We start from the raw sequence: 14,491 nt of genomic DNA, 5'->3' as shown, positions 1-14,491 counted from the left end.
ACCCGGGCCTACGGTAGGTGAGCAGGCAGAACCCGGAAGGACGACGTCAACATGATCGTGATCGCTCACCTGAGCGACATCCACATCGGCGCGACGCCCCAGAGCGTCGACCGCGCCACCTCCGTCATGCGCTACCTCGACGCGCTCCCCGCCGACCTCGACGCCGTGCTCGTCACCGGCGACATCGCCGACCACGGCCTCCCCGAGGAGTACGAGGAGGCGCGCAAGCTGCTCTCCTCCCGCCACCCCGTCCTGGTCGGCCCGGGCAACCACGACGTGCGGGAGCAGTTCCGCCGCGTCCTGCTGGGCGACCAGAGCGGCGGCGCGGGCCCGATCAACCAGGTCCTGCGCACGGACAGGGCCGTCTACGCCATGTGCGACTCCTCCATCCCCGGCGAGGACTCGGGCCACCTGGACGACGAGACGCTGGCCTGGCTGGACGACGTGCTCGCGGGCGCGGACCGGCCGGTGTTCGTGGCCTTCCACCACCCGCCCACGCTGCTGCACAGCCAGGTGGTCGACGGCATCAGGCTGCACCGGTCCGAGCCCCTGGAAGAGCTGCTCGGGCGGCATCCGGACGTCCCCGCCGTGCTGGTCGGCCACGCCCACACGGGCGCCGCCACCACCTTCGCCGGCCGCCCGCTGCTGGCCGCCCCCGGCGTCGTGTCCACGCTGAAGCTGCCGTGGGAGGGCGGCACGACGTTCGCCAACTGCGCGGACTACGACCTCCCGCCGGCGATCGCGTTCCACGTGCTCGACGACACGGGCCGGATGACCACGCACTACCGGGTCGTCGCGTAGCCGCCGGGCGGGCCTCCAGGTGGAGGCCCGCCCGCGCCGTCATCGCTCGGTCAGCCGTACGAACGTCACCGAGTGCGCGGGGAAGTCGTAGGTGAAGGCCGAGGAGAAGCCGGGCACCTGCCGCTCCACCGGCGCCACCCGTTCCGGCTCGGAGAGCGAGTTCGTGTCGGACGGCGAGCCCGTCAGCGTGGTCACCGTGGCGACCGGCCGGAACCGCGCCGAGCCGAGGTCCACACTGCCGCGTACGGACGTGTCCTGCACGTTGACGACCTTGAGCGTCACGGACTTCCCGTCCCTGGACACCACCTGGTAGAGCGGCTCCACGACGGCGTCGTCCACGAAGTCGTTGATCTTCTGCCCGTCCAGCCAGGTCGTGATCCGCCGCCCGCTCACCTGGATCTTGATCTGGTAGTCGCGGCCGGTCTCGATCGTGGTGGCGGAGGTGGCGATCGACGACTTGGCGCCGGTGGCGGCCTTCTCTACGGCGGACTGGGTGTTGCCCCAGCCGCCGAGGTTCCACCAGTAGAAGTTGCCGGTGTCCTTGACCCCGAACATGATCAGGAAGCCCTCGGCCCCGGCGGTCTTCCTGGCGGTGACCTCCATCGTGTAGTTCGACCAGCCGGCCGAGCCCGCCGTGGACCTGGCGTCCGTCACCTGGGCGGTCTGCGCGTAGGCGCCATCCTGCACGGCCCAGGTCCCCAGGCCGGGGGTCCACTTGCCGGCTCCGGCCGAGAAGTCGTCCGCCAGCAGCGTGGTCCCGTCGGCCGCGGTGACCTTCACGTCGTCGTACCGGACGGCGGTGTTCCACGCGCCGAGCCCCACCGCGCCGCCGATGTCCTCGACCGTCCTGCCCTCGCCCGTAAAGGTGCTGGGCAGCACCCGGTCGCCGACGTTGGCGGAGAAGAGGCGCTGCACGTAGTAGTTCGGCGAGCCGTAGACCTGGTCGTTGTCGAACCAGATGAGGTCCGGCGTCCAGTCCACGTAGTCCACGTTGGCCAGCAGCGGCGCGTACGACGCCAGCCGCACGACGTCGGAGTTGCGCTCCAGGCCCGTCATGTACGACGCCTCCGCCAGCGCGTTGTGCCACGTGTTGCCGCGCGAGGCGTACTCGCCCACGAACACCTTCGGCCCGCCGCGGTCATAGGCGTCGTAGCGGTGGTTGTTGGTCAGGAACCACTCCGGGCTGTTGTAGTAGTGCTCGTCGACGAGGTCGGCCTTCTGGTCGCGGGCGAACTGCCACATCCGGTCGAACCAGGCGCCCTGTGACGTCTGCCCCGCGTTGCTGATGATCTTGACGTCCGGGTACCTGGCCCTGATGGCGTCCGCGAACTTCGGGTAGTTCGCGAAGAACTCGGGGTAGATCTCCTCGTTCCCGAGCCCGATGTACTCCAGCCCGAACGGCTTCGGATGCCCGAGCCGGGCCCGCTTCCCGCCCCACTCCGAGGTGACCGGCCCGTTGGCGAACTCGATCAGGTCGAGCGTGTCCTGCACCCACCGGGCCAGCTTGGCCTCGTCGGTCAGCGGCCGGTTCTCGCCGCACCCGTTCACGCCCACCGACAGCACCGGCAGCGCCCGCGCCCCGATGTCCTCGGCGAACTGGAAGTACTCGTAGTAGCCGAGGCCGTAGGACTGGTTGTAGCCCCAGAAGTTGAAGTTGGTGGGCCGCTCCTCGACCGGGCCGATCGTCTCCTTCCACTGGTAGATGCGCCGCCGGTCCTGGTTGTCCGCGTACGGGTCGTACGTGCCGACGTTCGTCACGCACCCGCCGGGGAAGCGCAGGAACCTGGGCTTCAGGCCGGCGACCATCCTGGCCAGGTCCGTCCGCATGCCGTGCCCCTTGAACGTGTCACGCGGGAACAGCGACACCATGTCCAGGTCGGTCCGGCCGCCCGGCGCCAGCACCACCAGCCGCCCCGCGTCCGTCGTCCCCGAGGCCGTGAACGACGCGGTGTACTTCGCCCAGCCGCCGGCCTTCACCCGCAGCGTGGCCGTACCGAGTACGGTGGAGCCGCTCTCCACCGAGACCGTCAGCGGCCCCGCCGCGTCACGCCTGGCCCAGAGCGACACGTCGTACCGCTTGCCCTGCTTCACGGGGATGCCGCGGTTGAACCCGGCGTTGCTCGCGCCCGCGGTGCCGTCGCCGGTCACGTCGAGCCGCAGGTAGTTGCGGTTGGCGGCGTTCAGCGGCCGGTCGGTGCCGATCGCGAGCTCGGCGGTGGCGCCGCGTTCGGCCTTGGACCACGCGGTCAGGCCCGTGTAGGAGGGCTCGTCCACGCTGTTGAACTCGAACGAGCGGTTCTGCACCAGCTCGGCGTAGAGCCCGCCGTCGGCGGCGTGGTTGATGTCCTCGTAGAAGACCCCGTAGAGGTCGGGGCTGACCTCGGTGCCCCTGGCCCCGGTGTCCACGGCCAGCTTGCCCGAGCTGTAGCCCTCGACCCTGAACTTCGTGATCGCGCTCCCCACGACCAGGGTGCCGTCGCCGACGGAGACGTTCTGGCCGCCCGAGGAGAGCACGACCTTGCCGCCGCCCGCGTCCTTGAGCCGGAAGACCGACGCGGTCCCGCCCAGCCGCACCTTCCCGGTGGCGACCCGCAGGAATTCGCCGCTCGCCACGTCCTTCAGCGTCACGCCGTCACCGGCGACCGTGGCCGTCAGGGCCAGGCTGGTCATCCCCGCCTTCGCCGACGCCCGCACCACCCCCGACGGGCCGGCCGACAGGTACGGCAGCGAGCCGGAGCGCAGCGTGAACGCCCCGGACGGCACCACCGGCCTGCCCTCGCTCACCTTGATCGCGATGTAGTCGAACGCCGCCGTCATCGACGTGCCGTTCTGCGCCGACAGCGCGAACAGGCCGAGCTGCTTGACGTCCAGCTTCGCGCTCACCTTGGCCGCCTGCACCCAGGCCGAGCCGTCCCAGTACGAGGAGACGAACTCGTCGCCGGTCCTGGCCAGCTTGACGATCTCGCCGGTCGAGCCGGGCCGGGCCGCGAAGCTCGCGTTGAACGAGGCCCCGACCTCGGTGTCCGTCTCGATCACCGGCCCGCCCGCGGACCCGACGTGGGCGAGCCCGGCGCGTACGTAGTTGTCCCAGTCCTGCCAGGCCAGCAGGCCCGCGCTCTGGTAGTCCAGCGCGACCGGGGCGCTCAGCTTGGTGACCACCTCGAAGTCGCCGGCGGGGACGTCCACGAGGAAGAGGTTCCTGGCGGTGTTGGTGCCCTGGTACGTGTCGCCGGTCAGGCTCTCCACGCGCAGCGCACCGCCCGACAGCGACCAGCGGGAGCTGTCCGGTGACAACACCGTCCAGTCCTCGCCGAGCGTGGTGCCGTCGAACTGGTCGACCACGGCGCCGTCCGGGATGGGCTCGGCAAGCGAGGCCGCCGCGGTCGCCGGCGGTGGCGCCACCAGCGAGGCCGCCAGGAGCAGGGCGGATAAGGCGATTCGCGTCATGAGTGGGGGGCTCCTCAAGGTTGTTAGCGTTAACAAGGCAAGTGAGCGTTAACAACGGCGATCCGCGACAAGTTAAGGACTGGCCCAGACCCTCGTCAAGGCCCAGCCCATGTGATCCGACCGTAATCAGGCGGCCCCTTGACGAGACCGGTTGTTAACGTTCACAGTCGGGGCGAGCTCACCAAGCACTTCAAGCATCCTCAGCACATCGAAAAGTAGGCGTCGGCGACGCCCTCGGGGACCGGTGTGGCCGGTGCGTAGGCCGTTGCGCAAGGCAGGAAGGCGCCGGCGTCCCGCGTTGGGATGTTAGCGCTCACATGAGAAGGGAACCCCCCACGTGTTGAAGAGGATCTCGGCTTTAGTTCTCGCCGGTCTGACCGCGATGTCCATGACCGCCTGCGGCAGCGGCGGTGGCGGCGGCGGTGGCGGCGGCTCGATCACCATGGGCTTCTCCCAGGTGGGCGCGGAGAGCGGGTGGCGTACCGCGAACACCAAGTCCGTGCAGGACTCGGCCAAGACCGCGGGCATCACGCTCAAGTTCTCCGACGCCCAGCAGAAGCAGGAGAACCAGATCAAGGCTATCCGCTCCTACATCCAGCAGAAGGTGGACATCATCGCCTTCTCGCCGGTGGTGGAGTCCGGCTGGGACACGGTGCTCAAGGAGGCCAAGGACGCGAAGATCCCGGTCATCCTGACCGACCGCGCCGTGGACTCCAAGGACACCTCCCTCTACAAGACCTTCCTCGGCTCGGACTTCGTCGAGGAGGGCAAGAAGGCCGGCCAGTGGCTGGTGAACGAGTACAAGGACGCCAAGGACCCGGTGAACATCGTCGAGTTGCAGGGCACGACGGGCTCGGCCCCGGCCAACGACCGCAAGTCCGGCTTCCAGGGGGTCATCGGGGCCGATCCCAAGTTCAAGATCATCGCCTCGCAGACCGGCGACTTCACCAGGGCCAAGGGCAAGGAGGTCATGGAGGCCTTCCTGAAGTCGAACCCGGACATCGACGTCCTCTACGCCCACAACGACGACATGGGCCTGGGCGCGATCGAGGCCATCGAGGGCGCGGGCAAGGTGCCCGGCAAGGACATCAAGATCATCACCGTGGACGCCGTCAAGGACGGCATGCAGGCGCTCGCCGACGGGAAGATCAACTACATCGTCGAGTGCTCGCCGCTGCTCGGCCCGCAGCTCATGGACCTGGCCAAGAAGGTCGTCAAGGGTGAGCAGGTGCCGGCCCGCGTGGTGACCGAGGAGACCACGTTCACGCAGGAGCAGGCCAAGCAGGTCCTCTCCTCCCGCCAGTACTGACCCGCCTTCCGGCTGCGCGCCTCCGTACTCCGGCTGGGGCCTCCGTGCTCCGGCTGGGTGCTCCCACCGGTCGGAGTGCGGGGGCGCGGCCGTCCTTCCGGATGCCCCCGGGCCCTGGACCGGGGCGCAAGGGAGGCGTAGTGACGAGGCAAGGCGGCGGTTTTCCTGCCATATGAGGAGAGACATGGTCACACCCGCGCCGGTCCTGACGATGAGCGGGATCGGCAAGCAGTTCCCTGGCGTGAAGGCCCTGGATGGCGTCGACCTGCGGCTGCTACCGGGCGAGGTGCACGCGCTCATGGGAGAGAACGGCGCGGGCAAGTCCACCCTGATCAAGGTGCTCACCGGCGTCCACCCCGCCGACGCGGGCACCATCGAGCTGGGCGGCGCGCCCGTCGCGTTCGGCAGCCCCCTGGAGGCGCAGCAGGCCGGCATCAGCACGGTCTACCAGGAGGTCAACCTCTGCACGAACCTCTCGGTGGCCGAGAACATCTTCATCGGCCGCGAGCCCCGGAAAAGGGGCCGTATCGACTGGAAACGGATGCGCACCAGGGCCGCCGAGCTGCTGTCCCGGCTGGAGCTGAGCGTGGACGTGGCGGCGCCGCTGTCGACGTACTCGCTGGCCGTCCAGCAGATGGTGGCCATCGCGCGGGCGATCGACATCGAGGCGAGGGTGCTCATCCTGGACGAGCCCACCTCCAGCCTGGACGCCGACGAGGTCGAGCAGCTCTTCCGGGTGATGAGGCGGCTGAAGGAGGAGGGCATCGCCATCCTCTTCGTCTCCCACTTCCTCGACCAGATCTACGAGATCTCGGACCGCATGACGATCCTGCGCAACGGCAGGCTCGTCGGCGAGTACCTCACCGATCGGCTCCCGCAGGTCGAGCTGGTCGCCAAGATGATCGGCCAGGAGCTGGCCGCGCTGGAACGGCTGCACGGCGAGGCCAAGGTCTTCGACCGGCCGCTGGTCGAGGCGCGCGAGCTGGGCCGGCCGGGAGCCATCGAGCCGTTCACGCTCACGATCCACGAGGGCGAGGTGGTGGGCCTGGCCGGGCTGCTCGGCTCCGGCCGTACGGAGATCGCGCGGCTGCTGTTCGGCGCCGACCACGCGGGCACGGGCGAGATCGCGGTCGGCGGGACCCCGGCGTCGTTGCGCACGCCCCGCGCGGCCATGAACCACAAGATCGCGTTCTGCTCCGAGAACCGCAAGGCCGACGGCCTCATCCCCGACCTGACCGTGCGCGAGAACATCATCCTCGCCCTCCAGGCGACCAGGGGCTGGACCAGGCCGGTGCCGCGCGAGCAGCAGGACGAGCTGGTCGGCAGGTACGTCAAGGCCCTGAAGATCAGCCCGCCCAACCCCGAGCACCTCGTACGCAACCTCAGCGGCGGCAACCAGCAGAAGGTCGTGCTGGCCAGATGGCTCATCCTCGAGCCGCGCCTGCTCATCCTGGACGAGCCCACCCGGGGCATCGACGTCGGGGCGAAGACCGAGATCCAGCGCCTGGTGGCCGAGCTGTCCGACGGCGGCATGGCGGTGCTGTTCATCTCGGCCGAGCTGGAGGAGGTGCTGCGGCTCAGCCACAAGGTCGAGGTGCTGCGCGACCGGCGGCTGGTGGCCGAGCTGCCCAACGACGACGAGCTCACGACGGACGTGCTCATGGAAACGATCGCGAGCGGAGGCCGGACCTCATGAGGCGGCTGCTCTGGCCGGTGGTGGTCCTCGTACTGCTGCTGGCGCTGAACGTGTTCTTCACGCCCAGCTTCTTCTCGATCCAGGTCAGGGAAGGCCACCTGTACGGGAGCCTGATCGACATCCTGCGCTTCGGCGCCCCGCTGATCCTGGTCTCGCTCGGGATGACGCTGGTCATCGCCACCGGCGGCATCGACCTGTCGGTGGGCTCGGTGGTGGCGATCTCGGGGGCGCTGGCCTGCCTGCAGATCAGCGAGGACGCGAGCGTGTTCACCGCCGTGGCGGCCGCGCTCGGGCTCTGCCTGGTGCTGGGCGCCTGGAACGGGTTCCTGGTCGCGACCGTCGGCATCCAGCCGATCATCGCCACGCTCATCCTCATGGTCGCTGGGCGCGGCCTGGCTCAGCTCATCACCGACGGGCAGATCATCACCGTCAACAGCCCGGCGTACAAGGTGATCGGCGGCGGCTACTGGCTGACCGTGCCGTTCGGCATCATCATCGTGCTCGGCGTGCTGGCGATCACCGCGTTCCTCACCCGGCGGCTGGCGCTGGGCATGCTGATCGAGTCGGTCGGCGGCAACGCCGAGGCCAGCCGGCTGGCGGGCATCAGGGCACGCGGGATCATCATCATGGTGTACGCGTTCGCCGCGCTGTGCGCGGGCGTGGCCGGGCTGATGATCAGCTCGAACGTCTCCAGCGCCGACGGCAACAACGCCGGCCTGTGGATCGAGCTGGACGCCATCCTGGCCGTCGTGATCGGCGGCACGTCGCTGTCCGGCGGCCGGTTCTCGCTCGGCGGCACCGTGCTGGGCGCGCTGATCATTCAGACCCTGACCACGACGATCTACTCGATCGGCGTGCCACCGGAGACCACGCTGCTGTTCAAGGCGCTGGTCGTGACGGCGGTCTGCCTCATCCAGTCCCCGTCCTTCCGTGAGAAGGCGTTCCGCAGACGCGGCCGCGCCGCGCCCGCCGGTCCGGTGGCCGAGGAGAAGGTGCGAGTGACCACATGAGCACGCTGACGATCGGGCGGGCGAGCGTGCCCGCCAAGTATTTGCCGGTCCTCGTGACCGGGTGTCTGTTCCTGGCCATGTTCGTGGTCGGCGGGATCCGCTACGAGGGGTTCGCCAGCGGGCAGGTGGTGCTCAACGTCTTCATCGACAACGCCTTCCTGCTGGTGGTGGCCGTCGGGATGACGTTCGTGATCCTGACCGGGGGCATCGACCTGTCGGTGGGGTCGGTGGTGGCGCTGTCCACGATGATCTCGGCCAGCCTCATGGCGGGGCCGGGGTGGCCGCCGTACCTGGTGATCCCGCTGGTGTTGGTCATCGGGTCGGGGCTGGGGCTGGTGATGGGGTACATCGTGCACGCCTTCGACATCCAGCCGTTCATCGTGACGCTGGCGGGCATGTTCCTGGCGCGGGGGCTGTGTTACACGATCGGCACGGACTCGATCCCGATCAACGATCCCACCTTCACGGCGTTCGCGCAGGCGAGGATCGACCTGTTCGCCGACATGTGGATATCACCCAGTGTGATCATCGCCGTGGTGGTCGTGCTGGTGGCGGCGTACGTGCTGCACTACACCCGCCTCGGCCGCGCGGTGTACGCGACCGGCGGCAGCGAGCAGTCCGCGCTGCTGATGGGGCTGCCCGTGGGCCGGACGAAGATCGCGGTCTACACGATCAGCGGGTTCTGCTCGGCACTGGGCGGCGTGCTGCTGTCGTTCTACATGCTCTCCGGCTACGGGCTGCACGCCGTGGGCATGGAGCTGGACGCGATCGCGGCGGTCGTCATCGGCGGCACCCTCCTGACCGGCGGCAGCGGCTTCCTGCTGGGCACCGTCCTCGGGGTGCTCGTGCTGGGCCTGATCCAGACGATCATCAGTTTCGAGGGGACACTGTCCTCATGGTGGACCAAGATCTTCATCGGAATGTTGCTCTTCGTCTTCATCTTGCTGCAGCGCCTTTTTTCGGCCCGTGCGAGGCGCTGACCTGCGGTGAAAGTTACCTGAAAGTTTCCGGTAGGTTATGCCTGCCCGTTGACACGAGCGTTGTTAGCGATAACAATCGGCGGAAGCGAACGAGAATTATGTTCTGATTCGTTACTTTCTGTAATCGAATTCCTCGCTCTACCGGCAGTTGCCGCGTCCAGCGCTGCCGGACCCCCATCGCAAGGAGATGACATGAGGTTGGGACGAATCGGGGGCGTGGTATCCGTCATCGCGCTCGCCGCGACGATGACGGCCTGCGGGTCGAGCACGAAGACCGTCGACGCCCAGGCATCCGCCTCGGCCTCCGCCGGAAGCGGGGGCGCCCTGATCGGCGTCACCATGCCCACGAAGTCGTCGGAGCGCTGGATCCACGACGGCGACAACGTCAAGCAGCAGCTGGAGAAGCTGGGCTACAAGGTCGACCTCCAGTACGCGGAGAACGACATCCCGACGCAGGCCAACCAGATCGAGAACCAGATCACCAAGGGCGCCAAGCTCCTGATCATCGCCTCGATCGACGGCACCGCCATCACCTCCCAGCTCCAGCAGGCCGCCGACAACAAGATCCCGGTCATCGCCTATGACCGTCTGATCCGCAACAGCCCGAACGTCGACTACTACGCCACGTTCGACAACTTCAAGGTCGGCGTGCAGCAGGCGACCTCGCTGCTCAAGGGCCTCGGCGTCGAGGACGGCAAGAAGGGCCCGTTCAACGTCGAGCTGTTCGGCGGCTCGCCCGACGACAACAACGCCACGTTCTTCTGGAACGGCGCCATGTCGGTGCTCAAGCCGAAGATCGACGACGGCACCCTGAAGATCGCGAGCGGTCAGACCGACTTCAAGCAGGCCGCGATCCTGCGGTGGGACCCCGCCACGGCGCAGAAGCGCATGGAGGACATCCTCACCAAGACCTACGGCGGCAAGAAGGTGGACGGCGTGCTGTCGCCGTACGACGGTCTGTCGATCGGCATCCTGTCGGCGCTCAAGAGCTCCGGCTACGGCACCAGCGGCCAGCCCTACCCGATCGTGACCGGTCAGGACGCCGAGCTCGCGTCGGTGAAGTCGATCATCGCCGGTGAGCAGTACTCCACCATCTTCAAGGACACCCGCAAGCTCGCCGAGCAGACGGTGAAGATGGCCGACTCCGTGCTCAAGGGCCAGAAGCCCGAGGTCAACAACGAGAAGGACTACGACAACGGCAACAAGGTCGTCCCGTCGTACCTGCTCGACCCGGTGATCGTGGACAAGAGCAACTACAAGGAAGTCATCATCGGCGGCAACTACTACACCGAGGACCAGCTCAAGTAAGGGCCAGAGCCCCGGGGACCCCAGGGGTCCCCGGGGCTTCCTCTCTGAGCGAGGGAAATATGACCGAGCACATCTTGCGGATGAGCGGGATCACCAAGACGTTCCCCGGCGTCAAGGCGCTGCAGAACGTCAACCTGTCTGTCCGGCGGGGCGAGATCCACGCGATCTGCGGCGAGAACGGCGCCGGCAAGTCGACGCTGATGAAGGTGCTTTCCGGGGTCTACCCGCACGGCGAGTACGACGGCGAGATCACCTTCGAGGGCAGGACGGTCGAGTTCGGCGGCATCCGCGACAGCGAGCACGCCGGCATCGTCATCATCCACCAGGAGCTGGCGCTCAGCCCGCAGCTGTCGATCGCCGAGAACATCTTCCTCGGCAACGAGCGCGCCAAGCGCGGCTTCATCGACTGGAACCGCACCAACTACGAGGCCGGCGAGCTGATGAAGCGGGTCGGCCTGCGTGAGAACCCGACGACGCCGATCGCCGACATCGGCGTGGGCAAGCAGCAGCTCGTCGAGATCGCCAAGGCGCTCTCGAAGGAGGTGAAGCTGCTCATCCTCGACGAGCCGACCGCCGCCCTCAACGACGACGACTCGGCCCACCTGCTCGACCTGCTGCGCGGCCTGCGGGACGAGGGCATCACCTGCGTGATCATCTCTCACAAGCTGAACGAGGTCACCGCCATCGCCGACTCCGTCACGATCATCCGCGACGGGCAGACGATCGAGACCCTCGACATGGCCACCGACACAGTCACCGAGGACCGCATCATCGCCGGCATGGTCGGCCGGGCGCTCGACAACCGCTTCCCGCCGCACGAGCCGACCATCGGCGACGAGGTGCTGCGCATCGAGGACTGGACGGTCTACAGCCCCAGCCAGCCGGGCCGGAAGGTGGTCGACGGCGCCGCCCTCACGCTGCGCCGGGGCGAGATCGTCGGCCTCGCGGGGCTGATGGGCGCCGGGCGCACCGAGCTCGCGATGAGCGTGTTCGGGCGCGCGTACGGGGTGCACATCTCCGGCAAGATCTTCAAGGACGGCAAGCCGATCGAGATCCGCAACGTGCAGGACGCGATCAAGCACGGCATCGCCTACGCCACCGAGGACCGCAAGAGGTACGGCCTCAACCTCATCGAGGACATCAAGCGCAACATCTCGGCGGCCGGGCTCACCGGGCTGTCCAAGCGCGGCTGGGTCAACGAGAACGAGGAGTACAAGGTCGCCGAGCAGTTCCACAAGAGCATGAACATCAAGGCGCCCACGGTCAACAGCATCGTGGGCAAGCTGAGCGGCGGCAACCAGCAGAAGGTCGTGCTCTCCAAGTGGATCCTGACCGAGCCGGACGTGCTCATCCTCGACGAGCCCACCAGAGGCATCGACGTCGGCGCCAAGTACGAGATCTACACGATCATCAACCGGCTGGCCGACCAGGGCAAGGCCGTGCTCGTGATCTCTTCTGAGCTGCCCGAGCTGCTCGGTCTGTGCGACCGCGTCTACACCCTCTCCGAGGGCCGGATCACCGGCGAGGTGCCGCGCCAGGAGGCCACCCAGGAACACCTCATGTACCTGATGACCAAGGGACAGGAAAAATGAGTAGCATCACGCCCACCGACGTGGAGGTCGGCGCCAAGGGCGACGGAGGAGCTCCACGGCAGCCGGGCAGGGTGTCGCTCGGCGGAGTGTCGCTCAACCTGCGATCCAGCGGCATCTACATCGCCTTCGCGCTGATCGTCGTGCTGTTCTCGGTGCTGACCGACGGCGCGATGCTCACGCCGCAGAACATCTCCAACATCATCGTCCAGAACTCCTACGTCCTGATCCTCGCGATCGGCATGATCCTGATCATCATCGCCGGGCACATCGACCTGTCGGTCGGCTCGGTGGTGGCGGTCACGGGAGCTCTGGCGGCCGTGCTCATGGTGAACATGGGCTGGCCGTGGCCGCTGGCCCTGCTCGTCACGCTGGTGGCCGGGGCGCTCATCGGGGCCTGGCAGGGCTACTGGATCGCGTACTTCGGCATCCCGGCGTTCATCGTGACGCTGGCCGGCATGCTGCTGTTCAGGGCGCTGACCCTGACCGTGCTGGGCAACCAGGGCATCGGCCCGTTCCCCGACCAGGTCCGTACGCTGGCCAACGGCTTCACCAACGGCTACCTCGGCAACATCGGCCTCGGCCCGCTCGGCGGCGCCGACCTGTTCAGCCTGCTGATCGGCGTCGTGGCCATCGCCGGCATGGCGACCTCCCAGTGGCGCACCCGCAACGCGCGCCAGGGCTACGGGCAGGCCGTGGAGCCGATGGCGCTGTTCGTGCTGAAGCTGGCGGCGGGGGCCGCGCTGATCCTCTTCCTGGTCGTGCAGCTCGCCCGCTTCAAGAACCTCCCGTGGGTGCTGGTGCTGCTGGCGGTGCTCGTGCTCGGCTACTCGCTGATGGCCAACCGCACGGTCTTCGGCCGGCAGATCTACGCCATCGGCGGCAACCTCCAGGCGGCCGTCATGTCCGGCGTGAAGGTCAAGTCGGTGGTCTTCTGGATCTTCGTCAACATGGGCGTGCTGTCGGCCATCGCCGGCATCATCTTCGCCGGCCGGCTCAACCAGGCGGGTCCCACCGCCGGTAACAGCTTCGAGCTGGACGCCATCGCCGCGGCCTTCATCGGCGGCGCGGCCGTCCAGGGCGGCGTCGGCAAGGTGGTCGGCGCCATCACCGGCGGTCTGATCATGGCGGTCATCAACAACGGCATGTCCCTGATCGGCTCGCCCAGCGAGCGGGTCATGCTCGTCAAGGGAGCGGTCCTCCTGGCGGCCGTCGCGTTCGACGTGTGGACCAAGCGCAGGGCAGGTGCCGCGCGTTAGTAAGATCCCCTGAGCCCAGCGAAAGGAGAGACCGTGACGACCCCCAAGCGCCGCCTGCCGGTCATGGCCGATGTGGCCAAGGAGGCGGGCGTGTCGCACCAGACGGTCTCCCGGGTGCTCAACGACCACCCGAACGTCCGGGCGGACACCCGCGCCCGGGTGGAGGAGGCGATCACCCGGCTGGGCTACCGACGTAACCTGGTCGCCCGCGCCCTGGTCACCAAGCGGTCGAGGACGCTCGGCGTGGTGAGCTTCGACACCACGCTGTACGGCCCGGCCAGCACGATCTACGGCATCGAGCAGGCGGCCAGGACCGCGGGCTACTTCGTGAGCATCGTCAGCCTGAAGTCCATCGACGCGACCAGCGTGCGCGACGCCATCGACTACCTCGCCGAGCAGGGCGTGGACGGGGTCGTGGTGGTCGCGCCGCAGCGCTCGGCCGGGCGCGCACTGGAGAACCTGCCGAGCGGCATGCCGGCGGTCGCGGTCGAGGGCACTCACGCCGCCGACGTGTCGGTGGTCTGCATCGACCAGGTCCAGGGCGCCAGGCTTGCCACCCGCCATCTCCTTGAGCTGGGTCACGAGACCGTCTGGCATGTCAGCGGCGCCCCCGACTGGCTGGAGACCGAGGGCCGGATCGAGGGCTGGCGCGCGGCCCTGGAGGAGGCGGGCCGTCCGGTGCCCGAGCCGCTGGCCGGTGACTGGAGCCCGCGCGCGGGTTACGAGGCCGGCAAGAGCCTGGCGGCGATGGAGGGCGTCACGGCCGTGTTCGCCGGCAACGACCAGATGGCGCTCGGCGTGCTGCGCGCGCTCAGCGAGGCGGGCGTACGGGTGCCCGACCAGATCAGCGTGGTGGGCTTCGACGACATCCCCGAGTCGGAGTTCTTCTCGCCGCCGCTCACCACGGTCAGGCAGGACTTCGACGTGGTGGGCAGGCACTGCATCGAGGTGCTGCTGCGCCAGATCGACGCCGGGCCCACCGCGTACGAGCGCCTGGTCGTCCCTCCCAGCTTCGTCGTGAGGTCGAGTACCTCGGCTCGGCGGTAGATGATGTGCAGGCCACAGAAAAAATCCCCTGGAGTGGAATGTGAA

The 14,491-nt window shown here is 68.2% G+C and carries 10 protein-coding genes; 9 read left to right on the top strand and 1 reads right to left on the bottom strand.

Going from position 1 to position 14,491, the window contains the following annotated elements:
- Nucleotides 1-51 precede the first annotated feature (51 nt).
- A complete protein-coding gene (locus tag ACIHFD_RS45970) occupies nt 52-801 on the top strand; it encodes a metallophosphoesterase (protein WP_397372267.1) in 750 nt (249 codons plus the stop codon).
- Nucleotides 802-840: 39 nt separating this feature from the next.
- Here ACIHFD_RS45970 and ACIHFD_RS45965 read toward each other — a convergent pair whose 3' ends face one another.
- Nucleotides 841-4,248, bottom strand: a complete 3,408-nt coding sequence (locus ACIHFD_RS45965) for an alpha-L-arabinofuranosidase C-terminal domain-containing protein (protein WP_397372266.1) — start codon at nt 4,246-4,248, stop codon at nt 841-843.
- A 337-nt stretch (nt 4,249-4,585) separates the two neighbouring features.
- Here ACIHFD_RS45965 and ACIHFD_RS45960 point away from each other — a divergent pair, with 337 nt between their 5' ends.
- From ACIHFD_RS45960 to ACIHFD_RS45925, 8 genes are all read left to right on the top strand, one after another.
- Entirely contained in the window at nt 4,586-5,557 is a 972-nt protein-coding gene (locus ACIHFD_RS45960; protein ID WP_350741722.1) for an ABC transporter substrate-binding protein, read from the top strand.
- A gap of 184 nt (nt 5,558-5,741) precedes the next feature.
- Nucleotides 5,742-7,253: a sugar ABC transporter ATP-binding protein gene (locus ACIHFD_RS45955; RefSeq protein ID WP_397372265.1), complete on the top strand. Its 1,512-nt coding sequence runs from the start codon at nt 5,742-5,744 to the stop codon at nt 7,251-7,253.
- Complete coding sequence (locus ACIHFD_RS45950; protein ID WP_355204847.1) at nt 7,250-8,263, top strand: ABC transporter permease; 1,014 nt, start codon at nt 7,250-7,252, stop codon at nt 8,261-8,263. The genes ACIHFD_RS45955 and ACIHFD_RS45950 overlap by 4 nt, the downstream gene beginning before the upstream one ends.
- The gene (gene yjfF, locus ACIHFD_RS45945) at nt 8,260-9,243 is read left to right on the top strand and encodes a galactofuranose ABC transporter, permease protein YjfF (protein WP_363966436.1); all 984 of its coding nucleotides are present in this window, start codon (nt 8,260-8,262) and stop codon (nt 9,241-9,243) included. Before ACIHFD_RS45950 ends, yjfF begins: the two co-directional genes overlap by 4 nt.
- A 192-nt stretch (nt 9,244-9,435) precedes the next feature.
- Nucleotides 9,436-10,551, top strand: coding sequence for a multiple monosaccharide ABC transporter substrate-binding protein (gene chvE, locus ACIHFD_RS45940; RefSeq protein ID WP_363966434.1), 1,116 nt, complete (start codon nt 9,436-9,438; stop codon nt 10,549-10,551).
- 59 nt (nt 10,552-10,610) lie between these two features.
- Nucleotides 10,611-12,143, top strand: coding sequence for a multiple monosaccharide ABC transporter ATP-binding protein (mmsA, locus tag ACIHFD_RS45935; protein WP_397372264.1), 1,533 nt, complete (start codon nt 10,611-10,613; stop codon nt 12,141-12,143).
- Nucleotides 12,140-13,399, top strand: coding sequence for a multiple monosaccharide ABC transporter permease (mmsB, locus tag ACIHFD_RS45930; RefSeq protein WP_350741734.1), 1,260 nt, complete (start codon nt 12,140-12,142; stop codon nt 13,397-13,399). Before mmsA ends, mmsB begins: the two co-directional genes overlap by 4 nt.
- 63 nt (nt 13,400-13,462) lie before the next feature.
- Entirely contained in the window at nt 13,463-14,446 is a 984-nt protein-coding gene (locus ACIHFD_RS45925) for a LacI family DNA-binding transcriptional regulator (protein WP_355205051.1), read from the top strand.
- Nucleotides 14,447-14,491 lie beyond the last annotated feature (45 nt).

It is taken from the genome of Nonomuraea sp. NPDC051941 (assembly GCF_044593615.1).
Note: the sequence above shows the minus strand (reverse complement) of the source record. Positions and strands in the feature narration are given on the sequence as shown.